The 18,905-nt window shown below is 61.2% G+C and carries 18 protein-coding genes; 10 read left to right on the top strand and 8 right to left on the bottom strand.

Annotated features, from left to right (window positions below; translation table 11 throughout):
• Positions 1-126 precede the first annotated feature (126 nt).
• The 6 genes from ASD83_RS09040 to ASD83_RS09015 all read right to left on the bottom strand — a co-directional run bounded on the left by ASD83_RS09040 (position 127) and on the right by ASD83_RS09015 (position 5,481).
• On the bottom strand, positions 127-471 hold the full coding sequence (locus ASD83_RS09040) for a hypothetical protein (RefSeq protein ID WP_156385896.1): 345 nt from the start codon (positions 469-471) through the stop codon (positions 127-129).
• Positions 472-502: 31 nt separating this feature from the next.
• Positions 503-1,060, bottom strand: coding sequence for a MaoC family dehydratase (locus ASD83_RS09035; protein WP_056310121.1), 558 nt, complete (start codon positions 1,058-1,060; stop codon positions 503-505).
• Positions 1,057-1,530, bottom strand: coding sequence for a MaoC family dehydratase (locus tag ASD83_RS09030; RefSeq protein ID WP_056310119.1), 474 nt, complete (start codon positions 1,528-1,530; stop codon positions 1,057-1,059). Before ASD83_RS09030 ends, ASD83_RS09035 begins: the two co-directional genes overlap by 4 nt.
• A gap of 80 nt (positions 1,531-1,610) precedes the next feature.
• Entirely contained in the window at positions 1,611-3,905 is a 2,295-nt protein-coding gene (locus tag ASD83_RS09025) for a putative bifunctional diguanylate cyclase/phosphodiesterase (RefSeq protein ID WP_056310118.1), read from the bottom strand.
• Between the two features lie 57 nt (positions 3,906-3,962).
• On the bottom strand, positions 3,963-4,436 hold the full coding sequence (locus ASD83_RS09020) for a molybdopterin-dependent oxidoreductase (protein WP_056310116.1): 474 nt from the start codon (positions 4,434-4,436) through the stop codon (positions 3,963-3,965).
• Between the two features lie 163 nt (positions 4,437-4,599).
• Entirely contained in the window at positions 4,600-5,481 is an 882-nt protein-coding gene (locus ASD83_RS09015) for an AraC family transcriptional regulator (protein ID WP_056310114.1), read from the bottom strand.
• Positions 5,482-5,571: 90 nt separating this feature from the next.
• On the opposite strand from ASD83_RS09015, the gene ASD83_RS09010 reads away from it, so the two are divergent.
• From ASD83_RS09010 to ychF, 6 genes are all read left to right on the top strand, one after another.
• Positions 5,572-7,026, top strand: a complete 1,455-nt coding sequence (locus ASD83_RS09010) for an alpha-glucosidase/alpha-galactosidase (protein ID WP_056310112.1) — start codon at positions 5,572-5,574, stop codon at positions 7,024-7,026.
• Positions 7,027-7,167: 141 nt separating this feature from the next.
• Positions 7,168-7,440 (top strand): CopG family ribbon-helix-helix protein, encoded by a 273-nt coding sequence (locus ASD83_RS09005; RefSeq protein WP_056310110.1) that lies wholly within the window; start codon positions 7,168-7,170, stop codon positions 7,438-7,440.
• A complete protein-coding gene (locus ASD83_RS09000; protein WP_056310108.1) occupies positions 7,428-7,721 on the top strand; it encodes a type II toxin-antitoxin system RelE/ParE family toxin in 294 nt (97 codons plus the stop codon). Before ASD83_RS09005 ends, ASD83_RS09000 begins: the two co-directional genes overlap by 13 nt.
• 107 nt (positions 7,722-7,828) lie before the next feature.
• Positions 7,829-9,370 (top strand): tryptophan halogenase family protein, encoded by a 1,542-nt coding sequence (locus ASD83_RS08995; RefSeq protein WP_056310106.1) that lies wholly within the window; start codon positions 7,829-7,831, stop codon positions 9,368-9,370.
• On the top strand, positions 9,367-9,945 hold the full coding sequence (locus tag ASD83_RS08990; RefSeq protein WP_056310104.1) for a LysE family translocator: 579 nt from the start codon (positions 9,367-9,369) through the stop codon (positions 9,943-9,945). Before ASD83_RS08995 ends, ASD83_RS08990 begins: the two co-directional genes overlap by 4 nt.
• Positions 9,946-10,181: 236 nt before the next feature.
• Positions 10,182-11,279 carry a redox-regulated ATPase YchF gene (gene ychF / locus ASD83_RS08985; protein ID WP_056310102.1) on the top strand — a complete coding sequence of 366 codons (1,098 nt, stop codon included), beginning with the start codon at positions 10,182-10,184 and terminating at the stop codon, positions 11,277-11,279.
• A gap of 202 nt (positions 11,280-11,481) precedes the next feature.
• On the opposite strand, the gene ASD83_RS08980 is transcribed toward ychF, so the two are convergent.
• Entirely contained in the window at positions 11,482-12,303 is an 822-nt protein-coding gene (locus ASD83_RS08980) for a phytanoyl-CoA dioxygenase family protein (protein ID WP_056310100.1), read from the bottom strand.
• 85 nt (positions 12,304-12,388) lie between these two features.
• On the opposite strand from ASD83_RS08980, the gene ASD83_RS08975 reads away from it, so the two are divergent.
• Complete coding sequence (locus ASD83_RS08975) at positions 12,389-13,195, top strand: helix-turn-helix domain-containing protein (RefSeq protein ID WP_082561082.1); 807 nt, start codon at positions 12,389-12,391, stop codon at positions 13,193-13,195.
• Positions 13,196-13,309: 114 nt separating this feature from the next.
• On the opposite strand, the gene ASD83_RS08970 is transcribed toward ASD83_RS08975, so the two are convergent.
• On the bottom strand, positions 13,310-14,230 hold the full coding sequence (locus ASD83_RS08970; RefSeq protein ID WP_056310098.1) for a helix-turn-helix domain-containing protein: 921 nt from the start codon (positions 14,228-14,230) through the stop codon (positions 13,310-13,312).
• A gap of 215 nt (positions 14,231-14,445) precedes the next feature.
• On the opposite strand from ASD83_RS08970, the gene ASD83_RS08965 reads away from it, so the two are divergent.
• From ASD83_RS08965 to ASD83_RS08955, 3 genes are all read left to right on the top strand, one after another.
• Complete coding sequence (locus ASD83_RS08965) at positions 14,446-16,464, top strand: ABC transporter substrate-binding protein (RefSeq protein WP_056310097.1); 2,019 nt, start codon at positions 14,446-14,448, stop codon at positions 16,462-16,464.
• 243 nt (positions 16,465-16,707) lie between these two features.
• Positions 16,708-17,718, top strand: coding sequence for an ABC transporter permease (locus ASD83_RS08960; RefSeq protein WP_056310095.1), 1,011 nt, complete (start codon positions 16,708-16,710; stop codon positions 17,716-17,718).
• Complete coding sequence (locus ASD83_RS08955; protein ID WP_082561079.1) at positions 17,715-18,902, top strand: ABC transporter permease; 1,188 nt, start codon at positions 17,715-17,717, stop codon at positions 18,900-18,902. The genes ASD83_RS08960 and ASD83_RS08955 overlap by 4 nt, the downstream gene beginning before the upstream one ends.
• Positions 18,903-18,905: the final 3 nt, after the last annotated feature.

Here is an 18,905-nt window from a genome sequence, read left to right as displayed (position 1 = left end):
AATTCCGACATCGCCATGGAGAGTCCATGACCAGAGGGGCCCGGCATTGCCCCTCTAAATTGTGCAATCGGGCGAAAAGGTCAAGCCCCTACCTTTGGTGAAGGCGCGCCTGGAGCAAGGAACGCCTCAGCGCGGCGTGCAGAGCATGACGATGGTATCGGCCGTTTCCAGCTGCACGGCGACGCCGTTGACGGGGTCCTGGACCATGCGGGCGGCCTGAATGCCCATATTGGCTTTGAGGTTGCCGTCGTTGAAGCCGACGCCGTCCTCATAGGGGGTTACCGTTCCGGTGCCGGAATTGGGGTCGCCCGTGGTGCGCGAGGCCCAGCCATAGACGCTGCCGTAGATCGTCAGAATGCCGACGCGATTGGTCGTCGCGTCCCGGCAGGACCAGTTGCCTTGATAGACCTGCGCCATCGAGGGCAGGGACAGGGCGGGGAACAGCAATAGGGCAAGGGCGAATCGGCGCATGCACGGAGAGTGCCGGGGCGCCCGTCGCCTTTCAAGTGCTCCGGCGCAGAAGCGGGCCGATCACCGGTACTCTGGTGAGCGCCAGCAACACTTTCAATTTGAGGGGCATGGAATAGTCGCGGAGCTTGGAAAAGCCCACGATTTCGGCGCGATAGACGAGTTCGCCACGCTGGTTTGTCGCCGTCAGGCGGTTGAACAGCAGGCCCCAGCCGGGCAGGGAATTGGATGCCCGCTTGCCGGTCACGATCAATTCATAGGTGACGGTGTCGCCGGGGCGCACTGGCGCTTTGAACTCCATGGAATTGACGCCGGGGGAGGGACCGGAGACGCCGGGTTCGTCGCCCTGCGATTTGAGGCGGTCGGCTTCTGCGTCGAGCGCATCGACCATTTTGCGATGGCCGACGCTGACCGTGTGCCAGCCGCTGGCGACGAGCCCGCCGAAATGGCTGTGTCTCGCCAGTTCTGGATCGGTGTGGAAATATTGCGGATCGTAGAGTGTTGCGAAGCGGATGATTTCGTCTTCGGCAAAGGTGTGATCCCCGAGAGGGAAGGCCTCGTCGATGACGATATCTTCGAACCAGCGGGTCATGCTGCCATCTCGCGGCATTCAACGAGATTGGACAGCCGCATGGTCATCACCGGCTTGTCGCTCTGATTGCGAATGTCGAAATCGAGCGTGACGATGCCCCATTGTGGATGGCTGCCCGAGCGCCGCAAGGCGGCGATGGTCACGGTGCCGCCGATCGTGTCGCCGGCCATGACGGGGTTCTTCCATTTCAGGCTTTCGAAACCGAGGCCGCCGGCGGAGGCGATCTTGCCCAAAAAGCTATCGACGAGCATGCGGAGGCTCAGGGCGCCCGTCTGCCAGCCGCTCGAAGCGAGGCCACCGAGGAGGCTTTTTTTCGCCGCCTCTTCGTCGATGTGAAAGGGCAGCGGGTCGAACTCGCGGGCAAAGGTGAAAATCATCTCCCGGGTCACAGTCGTCTGGCCGAGAGCGATGACTTCGCCCACGACGAGATCCTCGAAATGTCTGCGATTTTGGGTGACAGGATTGGTCATTGTCTTTCCCTATACGTCAACTATGTTTTCGCACGAGAAAATGTCGGGGGCAAGGGTGACGGCGGCAGGCGCGGCGGGGCTCAGACGTCGGCGCTCACCCGGTCTTGCCGCATCAGCATGGCGCGGAATTCGGCCTCGGGCATGGGGGCGCCGAAGAAGTAGCCCTGGGCTTCGGTGCAACCGGCGCGGGTGATGATGTCAAGCTGCGCCTGGGTCTCGACACCCTCGGCCGTGGTGGTCATCCGCAGATTGCGGCCGAGCGTGGCGATGGACTGGACGATAGAGAGGCTGTCCGGCCGGTCGGCGAGATCGCGCACAAAGCTCTGATCGATCTTGAGTTTGTCGAAGGGGAAACGCTGGAGGTAGCTCAGGGACGAATAGCCAGTGCCGAAATCGTCGAGGGCAACCGTGAGGCCGAGGGCGCGCAACTGATGCAGGGATTCGAGGTTGACGGCATTGTTCTGGAGGAGCACGGACTCGGTGATTTCGAGTTCGAGCCGGCGGGCGTCGAGTTCGCTTGTGGCCAGCACGGCCTTGACGATGTCGACCAGACCCGCGCCGCGGAACTGGACCGGGGAGAGATTGACCGAAACGCGCACATGGTGGGGCCAATTGAGCGCGTCCTGGCAGGCCTGCTGCAGCGCCCATTCGCCGAGCACTTCTATGGCTCCGGTCTCCTCGGCGAGGGGAATGAACTGGGCGGGCGAAATCATGCCGTGTTCGGGATGACGCCAGCGCATCAGCGCTTCGCCCGATACGACGCGGCCCGTATCGAGGCGCACCAGCGGCTGATAGAAGAGCTCGAACTGGCCGAGCTTGATGCCGCCGCGCAGGTCCATTTCGAGGTGGCGCCGGTTCTGGAGCGACTGTTCCATCTGCGCGGAGAAGAAGCGATAGGTGCCGGCACCCTCGGCCTTGGCGCTATAGAGCGCGAGGTCGGCGTTCTTCATCAGCTGATCGGCGTCGGTGCCATCGGCCGGGGCGAGGGCGATGCCGACGCTGGTGCTGACGACGATCTCGTTGTCCTCGATATGGTAGGGCTGGGCGATGCTGGCGATAATGCGTTCGGCAAGCGCCTGCGAACTGTCGGCCGAGTTGTCGAGGCAATAGTGGAGCACGGCGAATTCGTCGCCGCCGAGGCGCGCTACCATGTCTCTGGCCGATGAGGTCGCGCGCAGGCGCTCGGCAACCTGACGCAAGAGTGCATCGCCGATGGGGTGGCCAAGCGTATCGTTGACCTCTTTGAACCGGTCGAGATCGAGATAGAGTATGGCGAAGGGCTGGGCGCGCATCGACAGGCCGCGCACCGCCTGGCCGATGCTTTCCCAGAAACGCAGGCGGTTGGCCATGCCGGTGAGATTATCGTGGTGCGCCATATGCACGATGCGGTTCTGTGCCCGATGGCGTTCGGTCACGTCCTCGAACGTGCAGACCCAGCCGCCTTCGGCCGTGGGTTCGCGGGAAATTTCGAGCACCATGCCGCTGGGCAGGTGGCGGGTGTGGTTGTTGAGGAGGGCAAAGTCTCCGCTGTCCCCGGCCTGGTCGTCAACATGGTCGGCGAGCAGGTCTGCGTCGATCAGATCGGCGATGGCGGTGCCGGGGGTTGCGCGTGCTGCATTGAGGCCGAAAATGGCGAGAAAGCGCGGGTTGCAGACAATGATGTGGTTGTGCGCATCGAGAAGGCAGAGGCCGAGCGACATGGCATCGAGCGCGGCGTCGAAGCGCGCGTTCTGCAGGGCGAGGGTCCGCTCCTTCTGCTGCAGGACTTGTTGTGCGCGGCCGAGGAGGGTGTTGTGCACCAAGAGGAGCGCGGTGAGGAAGACACCGCAGACGATCAGGCCGACGGCAACATAGGTGAAGGCCCATTGCAGGGCGAAAAGGCCCTCGCGGTCGGCTTCGATCCGCGCCACGTTCCACACATTGGCGTCGGTCGAGAGCCGCGCGAGCTTGGGATAGATCGGTTCCAGTATGTCGAGAATGCGCGACGGCGTGCCCGGAACGTGCAGCTCCGCCAGCAAGGGGCGTGATGTTTCGAGCGCCTGTTCGAGGTCGTCCAGGATATAGCCGATGCGCGGATCGGAAAGCGCGAAATTCTCGACGTCCCGGGTCCGCAAGGTCTTGAGACGATTGACGACGATGTCGAAGCGCAGCTTCACCTCATCGGCGGAAATGGCGGGATCGCCCGCCGCGAAGGCGCTGACGCGCTGTTCGAGCCGGGCGAATTCGCTCGGAGCCTGGGCCACCATCCAGGTGACATTGCCCAGGCCGACGCCTTCGAGGGCGGTCTGGCGCTGGAAAACCAGGGCAGAAATATAGATCGCCGAGGCGATGAAGCCCAGAATGACGACGGTCAGCGCTATGCGAAGGAACCGCATGGTGACGGCTTCATCCTATGTTCCGCTGGCCCGCCCTCTCCCTGGGCGAGCAAGCCGCTACTGTACAGTGATTTCCTTGACCTGCCACACGGCCCGTCCGTAATAGGGCTGGCCTTGCAAAACTGGATTGGAATCAAAGGGATAGATCACGAAGAAGGGACCCTGATCGTCCACGGGCATATAGTCGCCATTGCGCTTGACCGCAAGAATGGTGCCGAACTCGTCGAAATCGGCCGTAGGCACATCGACGCTGTAATCGTTGAGCGCGATGACGGTGGCCGTTTCGCCTGATGCATTGGCCTTTTCCAGCAGCGCTTTGAGCGGCACGCCTTCGAAGTCGACGACGCCTTCGTTCCAGGGGGTGGTGGTCTTGATCGAGACCAGGCCCATGGCTTCGAGTTCGGTGCGATCAAAAGTGACGGAACCGGCTGCGCTGCTGATCGTCACGGCCGGAACATCCTCGGCGAATGTTGGCATGGCGAAAGCGAAGGCGGCCAGAACGATGGCGGGTACGAATCGCAGTGAGATCATTGGCGTGCTCCTTTGCACATTCCTTCAGCCTGCGCCTTGAACTCTTAAGAGCCGTTAAGTTCCAAGTGATCGTTGTGGCAGGCTTAACAGGACGTCGCTTTCATCCATCGATTTGTCGGCAATACGGCGGTGTTGAGGCAAGCGCCTTTGCGAGCCCGCAGCCTCAAAGGCTGGCGCGCCGCCCCGCGGCACGAAACTCCAGGGGCGCCATATTACGATGCCGGCGCAAGACCTTAGCCATGTAATTTGCATCGGTGAATCCGCTGGCTTCGGCAATGGCGGCGACGGACATTTCCGTTGCCAGCAGCAGACGTTCCACCCTTTCAAGCCGCTTTTCAAGGACATAGCCGGATGGCGTCGCGCCCAGCGCCGCCCCGAAGCTGCGCACGAAATGGGCCCGACTCATTTCGGCGATTCCCGCCAGCCGATCGATCGGAAGGGCGGCAGCGATATTTGCCTCGATGTGCGAGACGACGCGCGCAATGCCTGGCGGGAGCTGTCGCTCGGGCGCGGGGCGGCTGCCGAAGACGGTGTCATGGAGGCTGGTCATGGCGGCGTAGGCGGCGGTGGAGGCGAGGCCGGGCGAGGGGGCGGGCATTTGCAGGAGGTCAAGGCAGGCGGCGGCCAGCCGGTCGACCTGGGCGGCAGCCGGTTCAAGCACCGGGCCGGAGCTATCGAGGATTTCGCGGGCGAGGCGGAGGGCTTCGCGGCCGTTGAGGAGCAGCCAGAAATATTCCCATTCGCCGCCGCGTTCGAGCCAGTAGCGGTGGGCGTGCGGCATGGTAACAAGCATTGTTTTTCCGGGGGTTAGCCGGTGTCGCGTACCCGCATAATCAAGGCGGCCTTCGCCCAGAGTGGTGTGTTGGATGACGAGGAAAGGAGCAGTGCCGCGCTCTGTGCCATCCCAGGAATAGACTTCGTTGCGGCGCTGCTCGTAGCCGGCGCTGACGCCCATGCAATGAAGCGGGGCGGCGCTGCGCGGCAGGTTCAGCGAGCGGATGTCGTGGCCGTGATCGAGAAGTTTTGAGAGCACAAAATTACCCATGATGGCACAGGTTTTCTCTACACCAATGCGTGCCCAACGGCTAGCTATTGGTAACAGACTGTTACCGCTGAGCGGTGCGTGGGAGGGAATATGTCATTCAAGGTTACGGTGATCGGCGCGGGCTCGGTCGGCTTCACCAAGACGCTCATTTCGGACCTGCTGAAGGTGCCGGAATTCGCCGATGTCGAGTTCGCGCTCACGGATATCAATCCGCATAATCTCGACATGGTGCGCCAGATCATCGAGACCATCGTTTCGGTGAACAAGCTGCCGGCGAAAGTGACCGCGACGACCGATCGGCGCGCGGCGCTGACCGGGGCGCGCTACATCATGAGCTGTGTGCGTGTCGGCGGGCTCGAGGCGTTTGCGACTGATATTTCCATTCCGCTCAAATATGGCGTCGACCAATGCGTCGGCGACACCATCTGCGCGGGCGGCATTTTGTATGGCCAGCGCAACATTCCGGTGATCCTCGATTTCTGTCGGGATATCCGCGAAGTGGCCGAGCCGGGTGCGCTGTTCCTCAACTATGCCAATCCTATGGCAATGAACACCTGGGCGGCGGACCTCTATGGCGGCGTCAATGTGGTGGGGCTGTGCCATGGCGTGCAGCACGGGGCGCATCAGATTGCCGAGGTACTGGGCGTGAAGGATAGCGAGCTGGACTATGTCTGCTCGGGGATCAATCACCAGACCTGGTATATCGATATTCGCGCCAAGGGCCGGAAGATCGAGAAGGAAGAGCTCATTGAAGGCTTTGAGCGGCACCCGATCTATTCCAAGACCGAGAAGGTGCGGATCGACGTGCTCAAGCGGTTTGGCGTTTATTCGACGGAGTCGAATGGGCATCTCTCCGAGTATTTGCCCTGGTACCGGAAGCGTCCGGACGAGATCAATCGCTGGATCGACATGAGCGACTGGATCCACGGCGAGACGGGCGGGTATCTGCGCTATTCGACCGAGCGCCGGAACTGGTTCGAGACCGATTTCCCGATGTTCAAGGAGCAGGCGAACAAGCCGCTTTCCGAACATAAGCGGACCAGCGAACACGCCAGCTATATCATCGAGGCGTTCGAGACTGGGCGGCCCTATCGCGGGCATTTCAACCGGCGCAACAATGGCATTATCACCAATCTGCCCGATGACGCGATCATCGAAAGCCCCGGCTATGTCGATCGTTTTGGCATCAACATGATCGAGGGCATCACCCTGCCGACGGCCTGCGCGGCAACGTGCTCGGTTTCGGTTTCGGTGCAGCGGCTTTCAGTCGAAGCGGCGATGACGGGAAATCTCGATACGCTGAAGCTGGCCGTGCTGCATGACCCGCTGGTCGGCGCGATCTGCACGCCGGACGAGGTTTGGGCCATGGTCGACGAGATGGTTGTCGCCCAGGCGCAGTGGCTGCCGCAATATGCCGATGCGGTGCCGGCGGCAAAGGAGCGTGTGGCCAAGTCGACGGTGAAAACCCGTGACTGGGAAGGCGCGGCGCGCAAGAAGGTCCGTTCGGTTGAAGAACTGCGCGAAATGAGCGGCGCGCACCACTAGTTTTACGAGTTTGACGCGACCTCCCAAGCGTCATCTTGGCCCCGGCGAAAGCTGGGGCCATTTTCGTTGGGGGGGTATGGAGCCGGTGGACACGTGAGCGTTTCAGGCGTAGGGTATTAGAAGGTAATACCGGAGGTCGCTATGGCCGTTTCCGTCAAGCTTGATGATAGCATGCGCGAGCGTATTCAGTCGCTGGCCGAGAGTAAGCAGCGCTCGCCGCACTGGATCATGCGCGAGGCAATCCGAAACTACGTCGAGAAGGAAGAGGCGCGGCGGCGTTTTGATGATGCGACGCGAGAGGCGCTCGAAGAGTATAACGAAACCGGACTCCATCTTACGGCGGAAGAAGTGTTCAGCTGGATGGACACTTGGGGAACCGATGAGGAGTCGGAGGCGCCCCCTTGCCACACCTGACGTTTGCGGTATCGGCGCAGCGAGACCTCGATCGTCTAAGACGATTTCTGCTCGAGAAAAATCCGCTCGCAGCGAAGCGCGCCACTCAGGCGATCAAGATGCATACCAGCGCTTTAACGACTGCGCCTGAAATGGGTAGGCCATCGGATACGATCGCAGGCGTTCGCGAATTGCTCGTACCATTTGGTGATGCGGGCTACATCGTTCGATACGGGTATAATGAGCGCAGGGACGAGGTTTTTATCTTGCGCGTGTGGCACCAGAAAGAGACTGGATACTGAGGAAATTGGATTGCGGTCCGACCATTCAGCCCTTTGGTCCGGTTTTCACAGGAGTGCTTGCCGCCGTCTTCTCCGCCAAATAGCTTTGCCGCGGGGAGGACTAACTCATGGCAAAGCCAGCGCATTTTGTTGTCGTCGGGGGCGGGACGGCGGGGTGGATCGCGGCGTTCATCATTCAGGATGAGGCGCGGCGGCGCGGGTTTGATTTCAGGATTTCGGTGGTCGAGAGTTCGCGGATTCCCACGGTTGGCGTGGGGGAGGCGACGACGGCGGCGTTTCGAGTGCTGTTGAAGCATTTTGGGATCGATGAGTTCGAATTTTTCCGCAAGACCGATGCGAGCTTCAAGCTCGGCATTCGGCACGAGGATTGGCGGCGCAGGGGGTATACCTATTACGGGCCGATCGATGATCCGCATCAGGTGGTGCAGGCGCCGGCGGGGGCGCCTTCGGATTATTTGAATGTCTATGCGGTGGCGGCGGGCAGGGCGGTGCAGGAGATGCACCTCTTCCAGCCGCTGCTGGAAGAGAAGAAGGCGCCTTATGCGCTGAAGGCCGACGGGTCACTGATCCCGCTGGGGCCGTTTCATCACGCGTATCATTTCGATCAGGCGCTGGTGGGGAAGTTTTTTGCCAGCAAGTCGAAGGGTGTCGAGAAGGTCGATGCGCTGGTGGCCGGGGTCGAGCGGGATGGCGAGAGCGGCGATATCACGGCGCTGGTGCTGGACGACAATTCGCGGCTGGAGGGCGATTTCTTTATCGATGCGACGGGGTTTCGGAAGGAGATCATCGTCAAGGCGCTGGGGGCGCCGTGGAAATCTTACGCGCATGAACTGCCGGTCAATCGGGCGCTGCCGTTCTGGATCGATGTAAAGGAGGGGGAGGAGCTGCCCAATTATACGCGGGCCTGGGCGCAGAGTTCGGGGTGGATGTGGCAGATTCCGACGCGGACGCGCTTTGGCTGCGGCTATGTTTATTCGGATGAATTTTCGACGCCGGAACAGGCGAAGGAGGAAGTCGAGCGCGTCTTGGGCCACGAGATCGAGGTGCGGAGCGATATTCGTTTTCAGATCGGGCGGCTTGAGAAAGCGTGGATCGGCAATTGCGTGGCGGTGGGGCTGAGTTCGAGTTTTTTGGAGCCGCTGGAGTCGACTTCGATCCATGGGACGATCGTGCAGATGATGCTGTTTGCGCAGCGTTTTATGGACGAACCCAGCAAGATTTCCCAGAAGGCGCGGGATGACTATAACGAGCGGGTGGGGCGGCAGGTCGATGATTTCCGCACGTTTGTGAACACGCATTATGTGACCGAGCGGGACGATACGCCGTTCTGGCGGGAGGTGCGGGCCAATCGCATCCATCCCGAGACCAAGGAGCGGTTGGCGCGGTGGAGACTGGAAATGCCGCGGCATGAGCATTTTCCGAATTATCTCGGCGGGTTGCCGCATATCGAGACGCAGCTGCACTATCCCGTGCTCAATGGGCTGGGGCTGCTGGACCAGACTCTGGCGCGGAGGGAAATGGATCGGGACCCGAAACTGCGGCGGTTTGCGCAGCAGGCGTTTGAAAGCTTGGTGAAGGAATATCGGGCGGCGGCGAACCAGGCGCTGGGGCACCGGGAGTTTCTCGATATCGTGCAGGGGATGGCGTGAGCGGCTGGTTGGGGTTTGTGCTGGCGGTGTTGGGATTGCTGGCGACGCCGGGGCCGACCAATACGCTGATGGCGGCGAGTGGGGCGCAGCGCGGGGTGCGGCGCTCGCTGCATCTGCTGGTTGGAGAACTCGGCGGCTACGCGATTGCGATTACGGTGTGGATCGAGATCGTTGGGGTGGTGGCCGCGCGGGAGCCGCTGGTGGCGGTGGTTGCCAAGCTCGTGGCCGTGGCGTTTCTTTTTTGGTCGGCCTGGAAGCTATGGCGGAATGCGGGGCGGGCGGATTTGGGGCAGCGGGGGATTACGCTGGGGCGGGTTTTCGTGACGACGCTGGTTAATCCCAAGGCGCTGGTTTTTGCTTTTGCGATTTTTCCGGCAGTGGGGTTTGTCGAGCGGTTGCCGTTTGATGGGGTGTTTGCGGTGCTGGTTGTTGGTACGGCGGTTGGGTGGATGATGTTGGGGGCGTTGATGCAGCGAGGGTCGGCGGGGTGGCTGACGTCGACGCGGGTGGAAAGGATTACGGCGCTGGCGCTGATGGTGTTTGCGACGGTGTTGGGGGTGCAGACGCTGGGGTGAGCCCGTGAAGGCCTCATGGTGAGGTGCGCCGCAAAGCGGGGCCTCGAACCACGAGGCCGAGAGAGTGGAGGCCTTTGTGCCACGCCCTCGTGGTTCGAGGCTTCGCTCCGCTACGCACCTCACCATGAGGTCTACTTGTTGCATGGAGCCTTCCGGGGCTATGCCGCACACCTCGAAGCATTGACATCCACACCAAACCGACCCAATTGAAACCCAACAATTTCCCGGAGTTTCCCATGGGCTTTAAGATGGGCATCGTCGGCCTGCCGAATGTCGGCAAGTCGACGCTTTTCAATGCACTGACCCGCACGGCTGCGGCTGCTGCCGCTAATTTCCCGTTCTGCACCATCGAGCCCAATGTGGGCGATGTGCCGGTGCCTGATGCGCGGCTGCAGAAGCTGGCGGCGATTGGCAAATCCGTCAACATTCTGCCGGCGCGCATGAGCTTTGTGGATATTGCCGGTCTGGTGAAAGGCGCGTCGAAGGGCGAAGGGCTGGGGAACCAGTTTTTGGCTAATATTCGCGAATGCGACGCCATTGCCTATGTGCTGCGCTGCTTTGAGGACGGCAATATCATCCACGTCGCCAACAAGGTCGATCCGCTGGCGGACGCCGAAGTGGTGGAAACCGAGCTGATGCTGGCTGATCTCGAAAGCCTCGAGAAGCGCCGCAATGGAGTGGAAAAGAAGGCCAAGGGCAATGACAAGGACGCCAAGCTGACGCTCGAGCTGATCGACCGTTCGCTGGTGCTTTTGCGCGATGGCAAGTCGGCGCGCTTTGTCGAGCGTTCGGCCGAGGAAGAAAAGGCGTTTCAGGAGCTGCAGCTGCTTACCTCGAAGCCTGTGCTCTACGTTTGCAATGTCGATGAAGGTTCGGCCGAAAACGGCAATGCGATGAGCAAGCTGGTTGAGGACTATGCCAAGGCGAATGATGCGGGCGTGGTGATCATTTCGGCTGAGATCGAATCGCAGTTGGCGCAACTGCCCGATGCGGAACAGGCGGAATATCTGGAATCACTGGGGCTGCATGAGGCTGGCTTGAACCGGCTTATTCGTGAAGCCTATGACCTCCTTGGGTTGCAGACCTATTTCACGGTCGGGCCCAAGGAAACGCGCGCCTGGACGATCCACAAGGGCGACAAGGCTCCGGCGGCGGCGGGTGTCATCCATACCGATTTTGAGCGTGGGTTCATTCGTGCGCAGACGATTGGGTTTGATGATTTCGTGACGCTGGGCGGCGAAGTGCCGGCCAAGGAAGCGGGCAAGGCGCGCGACGAAGGCAAGGAATATGTCGTCAAAGACGGCGACGTGATGCTGTTCAAGTTTAATACTTAAGCGCGGCCGCTCCGCGGCAAAATCGCTCCGGTGGAGCGATTTTAGCGCTTAAGGCCATGAGAGCTACGCTCGAATGGCTGGGCCACATGACCAAATTAATCCCCGCGAAAGCGGGGATTTTTGTTTTGGGCTCCGTGCCACGACCTCGTGGTTCGAGGCTGCGCTTCGCTGCGCACCTCACCATGAGGTCTACTGAGGGGTCTTAGTGTGGTCCGGCGGGCAACGGCTGCGTGGTGCCGCAGGGGCCGCCGTCCAGGTTGATGGCGATGTCCTGTTTGTCGCCGGTGAAGCTGAGGGCTTCGTACCAGTGGCTGATCTCTTTGGTGCTGGCCGGGATGTAATGAAAGATCAGCGAGCGGCGGAAGCGGTCCTTGCTGGTGTTTGGCGTCGAGCCGTGGATGACGCTGCCGTTGAAGAAGAGGACGTCGCCGGCTTTGAGCTGCATCATTTGTGGTTCGAGGCCGGGGGGCGGTTCGACGTGTTCGGTGGTGAAGAACAGGGCCGGGTCGGCCTGTTCGGGGCAAGCGATGTCGAGCATGGCGGTCTCGGGCACGCACATCATGCCGCCATTGCCGGCGTCGGCATCGTCGACGGCGATCCAGGCGGCCATGCAGGTGCCGGGTTTGACGCGGAGATAGAAATTGTCCTGGTGCAGGTCCTGACCGCGGGCGCCGGGGGGCTTGAAATAGAACATGGATTGGCAGGCAAAGGGTTCTTCGCCGAAGAGATCGGCAAGGATGGGCTGCAGGCGCGGATCGAGCATGTAGCGCATGGCGAGGCGGCCGACGTCTTTGTCGGCGTGCTTATGCGGGTGCATCATGCGCGGGTAGCGGCTGAGCGGGTCGTTCGGCGTGTTGCCGCGCGGGGTGTCGGAGAGGCCTGGGACGGGGCCGTCGGCGGCGGCGTCCATGAAGGTTTGGCGGATTTCGGCGATTTCTTCGGGGGCGATGAGGCCGCGGATGGCAAGAAAACCGTCGCGCTCGAACTGCGCCGCCTGCGCGGAATTGAGAAAAGCATATGTCATTTCGACCTCCCCTTTTAAGCGAGGTTAGGCGGAGGGCGTATGGCTGGCCATGGAACATGCTGCCAAAGATATGTAATATCCTGCTATGAGCGATATTGCAGAAAGCCCGTATCGGGCGACCCGACGGCTGCTTACCGGGCATTTTCATGAGACATCGGGCTATCGCGCGGTGCGGCGGCGCGGGGTGAGCGATTGGCTGCTTGTGCATACGACAGGTGGGCGCGGGCGGTTTGGGCATGCAGGTGGCGAACTGATCGTCGAGCCGGGGGACTGGGTGCTGCTGCGGCCGGGGACGCCGCATGACTATGGGGTGGAGGCGAGCCTCGAGCGGTGGGAACTGGTCTGGGCGCATTTTCAGCCACGGCCGGATTGGGCGGAGTGGCTCAACTGGCCGGCGGTGGCTGATGGGTTGATGCATCTTCGTATCGAAGACGACGCACTGGCGAAGCAGTTTGCGGGGGTGCATGACCTGCTGAATAGCCAGCATTCGCGGCGGGAGGCCCTGGCCTTTAATGCGCTTGAGGCCGTGCTGCTGGGGTGCGACGCGTATAACCGGCGGGAGTCGCGAGCTGGGGACGGGCGTATCCGCCGAGCGCTGGATTTTATCGACGGTCGGCTGGCGGAAAAGCTGCTGATCGATGATGTCGCGGCGGCTGTTGGGTTATCGCCGTCGCGGCTGGCGCATTTGTTTCGGGAGGAGACTGGCGAGACGGTGCAGGGGCATATCGAGGGGCGGAGGATGCAACTGGCGGCGGATTTGTTGCGACGCACCAGTTTTCCCATCAAGCAGGTGGCGGCCAGTGCTGGGTTTGAGAGCCAGTTTTATTTTTCGCAGCGGTTTCGGCGGTGGATGGGGGTTTCGCCGCTGCAGTTTCGGCGGGTTGGAGAGTAGGGGGCACGCCCTCGTGGTTCGAGGCTTTGCAAGGGCAAAGCACCTCACCATGAGGGCTACTGGGAGGGCGCACCACTCCGCTCCATCGGAGCGATTTGACCTGCGGGACGGCGTCTAGCCCTCAATCGTGTCCTTGCGCATCTGGCTGGGGGTCATGCCGTAGGCCTTGCGGAAATGTTCGTAGAATTGGGTTTGGCTGACGAAGCCGGATTGGAAGGCGACGTTGGCTATGGAGAGGCTGCCGTCGAAGAGAAGGCTGCGGGCGCGGATGAGGCGCATGCGGGTGACGAATTTTTGCACCGAGATGTGCATGACCTTGGTGAAGAGGTTGGTGGCGTAGTTGGGGTGGAGCCCGACAACTCTGGCGATGTCTTCGGCGGAAAGAGGATCGGTGATGTTTTCGACGATGTGGCGGACCATGCGCACGACGTAACGGACGGGGGTGGTGGTGCGGGTGCGGGTGGCGGATTTTTCGAGCCAGGCGGGGAGGAGGGTGTCCCAGCCGGTGATGGCGGCTCTACGGAACATGGTGGCGATCTCGGCGCGGACGAGGTCGGAGCGCAGGGCATTGCCGCTGCGATAGTCGCCGTGCCAGCGTTCCAGCGTTTCAAGGCCGATGCAATCGGGGGTGAGTTGGATGACGCCGCCGCCCATCAAGGTTTCGGTGAGGCGGCCGAGCTGCGGCATTTCGAGAAAGGCGTCCATGGGCAGGTAAATATTGAGCTGCCGGCCCTCGCCGATATCACGCAAGTCCACTGTCTGATGGGGAATGCCGGCCCAAAAGGCGACGAGGCGATTGGCGGCGACGGTGACCGGGCCGCCATCGAAAACGTAGTCCATGTGGCCCTCGGTCAACCAGTTGAACTCGATATGGCCGTGGCTGTGGGGGGCAGGCATGATCTGGGGGGGGAAGGCGCGGATGCCGAAGCGGCCGAAGGCTTTGCCCGAGGCATAGAAACTACGGTCGGGGCGCGGGGTCGGGCGCGGGGCCTTTTCACGCAGGCGTGCGGCGGGGATGGGTTCGGTAACAGTCATACTTATCAGCGTGGTTCTTAGAAACCCGGAATTAGTCTCTATCATTCCGGATTGTTTCGCCTGATGCAAGTCGTAGGCTGATAGTCATGCACGGGGCCCAGAGTCAGTGGGAGTGACTGGCTCGACGCATGAAACGCGTCCCGTTGCGAAGGGAGGATCTATTGAGAAAACCTATCTATGCCCTTGGCGGGGCAGGACTTTTGCTGTCCGTCTCCATGCTTGCCATTCCGGCGCAGGAACTGACCGGCGAGCTGCCGGATCCGCCGGAATTCGCCGCGCTGAGCGAACCCACATTCGTCTCGATCAGCGATATCCTCGAATATAAAGCACTGCCCGAATATCATGAACCCGACTGGGTGACCTCGAAATATGTCGACGCCGGCACGCTGCCACCGGTGGCCGAGCGCCTGCCCAAGGAGCCGATGGTCTACAAGACCGGCAATATGCCGGAGGGCATCGGCGTTTACGGCGACACCATGCGTCACGTTATCGGCGGACGGCCGGAAGGCTGGAACTATATCGGCGGCCAGAGCCAGGGTTGGGGCGGTATCGATATCGGGCTTTCCGAATGTCTGACGCGCACCGGACCCCTGTTCGAGGTCAAGGCCGACGAGCTTGAGCCGATGCCGAACCTGGCGAAAAGCTGGGAATGGTCCGAGGATGGGCACGAGCTGACCATGCACCTGATCGAGGGTGCAAAGTGGTCTGATGGCGATGCCTTCGACGCCGACGACGTGATGTTCTTCTGGAACGACAACGTCAACGACCCCAACGTGACCCCGCTCAACAATGCGACGCCGGAAACCTTTGGTGTCGGCACGACGCTGGAAGCGCTTGATCCTTATACGATCAAGTGGACGTTCAAGGATGTCCGCCCGACGCAGTATCTCTATGCGATGGCCTATGGTTCGTTCTGCCCCGGCCCGAGCCATATCCTCAAGCCCGAGCATCCGAAATATAAGCCGTCGAATACATACGAGCAGTACAAGAACGCCTTCCCGCCCGAATATATGAATATTCCGGTGATGGGTGCATGGGTGCCGGTCGAATATCGTCCCGACGATATCATCGTCATGCGCCGCAACCCCTATTATTGGAAGGTGGACGAGAACGGCAACCAGCTGCCCTATCTCAACGAGATGCACTATCGCCTCTCGACCTGGGCTGACCGCGACGTTCAGGCTGTTGCCGGTTCGGGCGACTTCTCGAACCTCGAACAGGCCGAAAGCTATGTCGAAGCGCTGCGTCGCTCGGCTGAGGACAGCGCGCCGGCCCGCCTGCAGTTTGGTGCCCGCACCATCGGCTATGCGCTCGAAATGAACCTTTCGGCCAATGGCTGGGGTGAACCCGACGAACGCGCCCAGCGTGTCCGCGAACTCAACCGCAACCTCGATTTCCGCAAGGCAATCTCGATCGCCGTCGATCGTCAGCGCCTGGGTGAATCGCTGGTGCGTGGTCCGTTCACGGCCATCTATCCGGGCGGGCTTTATGCCGGCACGGCCTATTACGACAAGGCGTCCACTGTCTATTATCCGTACAATATCGAGGCCGCAGGCGCCTTGCTTGACGGAATCGGCCTTGTCGATACCGATGGCAATGGCATCCGCAACTTCCCCGATGGCGGCCCGGATGTGGAAATCACCGTCCTCGCGAATACCGACTACGGCACCGACACCAACCTTGCCGAAGGCGTTATCGCGCAGATGGAACCGCTTGGCATTCGCGTGATTGCGAACTTCCAGTCGGGTACGGCGCGCGATGACATGCAGCAGGCAGGCCAGTTCGACTGGCATGTTCGCCGCCAGGGATCGGAAATGGTCTCGGTGGTTCAGGGCACGGCGCAGCTTGCCCCGACGGGGCCGCGCACCAGCTTCTTCCATCGTGGGGGAACCGACGGCACCGTGGATGTGCTGCCTTTCGAGCAGGAACTGGTTGATATCGTCAACAAGTTCATCTCGTCGAGCGACAATGCCGAACGCGCCGAACTGATGAAGCAGTATCAGCACATCTATACCGAGAACATCTACACGGTGGGTCTCACCCAGTATCCGGGTGCGCTGATCATCAACAAGCGCTTCGCCAATATCCCGGCTGGTGCACCGATCTTCATGTTCAACTGGGCTGAAGACAACATCATCCGCGAACGGGTGTTCGTGCCGGAAGACAAGCAGGGCGACTTCGAACTGCATCCGGAAACGCTGCCCGGCAAGCCAGGCGGTGCTGGCCCGGTGTGATTTGACAAAGCCGAGGGGCGGTGTGAGCCGCCCCTCATTCAACCCCCTCCTCATAGAGGCGAGGCGCCGAGCCAACCGGACCTGTGCTTGCAGTGTTCGGGGACCTGCAAAACACTCCGTTGTCACCCCGGCGAAGGCCGGGGGCCATCCTGAGATCTCAAGATGGGTCCCGGCTCAAGGCCGGGATGACAGCCGGTGTTTGTGGGGACGGGTGAGGATCATTTAGTTCCCGAAGAGGCCTTAATGCTTCGATTTCTTGTCTTTCGCATTCTTGGCGCGATACCGCTGCTGTTCCTGCTCAGCGTCGTGACGTTTGCCATCATTCAGGCGCCTCCGGGCGACTATGGCGATACGATCCGCTCGATGCTGATCAATCAGGGTGGCGTTCCGGCGCCGCAGGCCGAGGCGCAGGCGGAGATCTATCGGCAGGCCAATGGCCTCAACGATCCGATCATCATGCAGTATTTCCGCTGGATCACCGGCATCGTGACCCGGTTCGATTTCGGCCACTCGTTTTTCTACAACAAGCCCGTGGGCACCGTGGTGATGGAGCGCCTGCCGGCGACGATCGCGCTGGCTCTCGTGTGCCATATCCTCGCGTCGCTGCTGGGCATCGGCCTCGGCATCGTTGCGGCGACGCGGCAGTATTCTTGGGTCGACACGCTCTTGGGCATCGTCTCGTTCCTCGGCATGACGATCCCGCGGTTTTTGCTGGCGATCATTATTTTGTACCTGCTGGTTTTCAAATTGAACGTCAGCGAGGTGGGGATGTTCTTCTCGGCCCGCTATGGCGGGGCGCCGTGGAGCTGGGACAAATTCGTCAACCTCGTGCAGCATGTGTGGCCGGTGGTGTTTATCGCCACCTTTGGCGGGCTCGCCTACAATATGCGCGTGATGCGCGCCAACCTCCTCGACGTGCTCAATAGCCAATATGTCGAGACGGCGCGGGCCAAGGGCCTGCCGGAAAGCGCCGTGATCATGAAGCATGCCGTGCCCAATGCGCTGCATCCGCTGGTCGCCTATCAGGGCGTGGTGCTGCCCTACATGCTCACGGGCGAAATCGAAGTCGCCATTGTGTTCGGTCTTGCGACTGTCGGGCCGGCGATTGTGGGCTCCATGGGGGTGGGCGACGTCTATGTGACGGCGACCTTCATGCTGGTGCTCGCGACGACGCTGATCATCGGCAATATCATTTCCGATCTGCTGCTGGTTGCGCTCGATCCGCGGGTTCGTCTGGGAGGGAAGGCAGAATGAGCCGGGACGATACACGTTCAAGCATTCCGCTGCCGACCGACGTGGCGGGCGGGGCGGCGCCGACGCCGGCCGAAGAGGCGAATGCGGCGCCGGTCGTGTCGCGCTATGGCTCGGGCAACGAGACTTATGGGGCGCTGGTGTGGCGCCGGTTCCGGCGCTCGACCATGGGTATGATCGGGCTGGTGCTGGTGGCGCTGCTGATTTTCGTGTCGATTTTCTCGGACTTTTTTGCGCCGATGGACCCCAAGGCGACGAACCTGCCATTTGCGCCGCCGGACGTGATTGCGTTTGAGAATCCGGACGGCAATTTCAGCCTTATTCCGTGGGTTTATCCCATTGGAGATACGGGGGAGTTCGATCCCATCACCTTTCAGCCGCTGACGGGGCCGGTGCTGGATAATCCGACGCCGACCGGGTTTTTCGTGCCGGGCTATGCGTACAATTTCTTCTGGGTCATTCCGTCCAATATCCACTTTTTCGGCTCGACCGATGGACGGCCGATCCAGCTGTTGGGGACGGACAAGTTTGGGCGCGATATTCTTTCGCGCGGCATTGTCGGGTCGCGGATTTCGTTGACCATTGCTCTGGTGGTGGTGGCGCTGACGACGGTTGTCGGCACGCTGGTCGGTATCACCTCGGGCTATATCGGGGGGCGGCTTGACGCGTGGGTGCAGCGGTTTGTCGAGTTCGTGTTGGCCTTTCCGCAATTGCCGCTCTACCTGGCGCTGACCTCGCTGATACCCGTCACCGCGCCGTCCAATGTGTTTCTGACGTTTGTGATTTTCGTCATGGCGGTGTTGGGGTGGGCGCAGTTGAGCCGCGAGGTGCGGTCGAAAACGCTGTCGCTGGCGCGGATCGATTATGTTCGGGCAGCGATTGCCGTCGGGTCTTCGGACGGGCGGATCATTACGCGGCATATCCTGCCCAATGTGTTGAGCCACATCATCGTGTCGATCACGCTGGCTATTCCGAGTGTCGTGCTGCTTGAGAGTTTCCTCGGGTTTTTAGGCTTCGCCGTGAAGCCGCCGCTGATTTCGTGGGGGCTGATGTTGCAGGATACGGGGACGTTCTCGGTGATCGGGTCTTATCCCTGGATCCTCTCGCCGGTGATCTTCGTGCTGATCACCGTCTTTGCCTTCAACGCGCTGGGTGACGGCCTGCGCGATGCCATCGACCCCTATTGAGGA

The organism is Devosia sp. Root685 (assembly GCF_001427875.1).
In the GTDB taxonomy this organism is placed as follows: Bacteria; Pseudomonadota; Alphaproteobacteria; order Rhizobiales; family Devosiaceae; genus Devosia.
The sequence above is the reverse complement of the archived record's forward strand: the minus strand, read 5'-3'. Positions and strand labels throughout refer to the sequence as shown.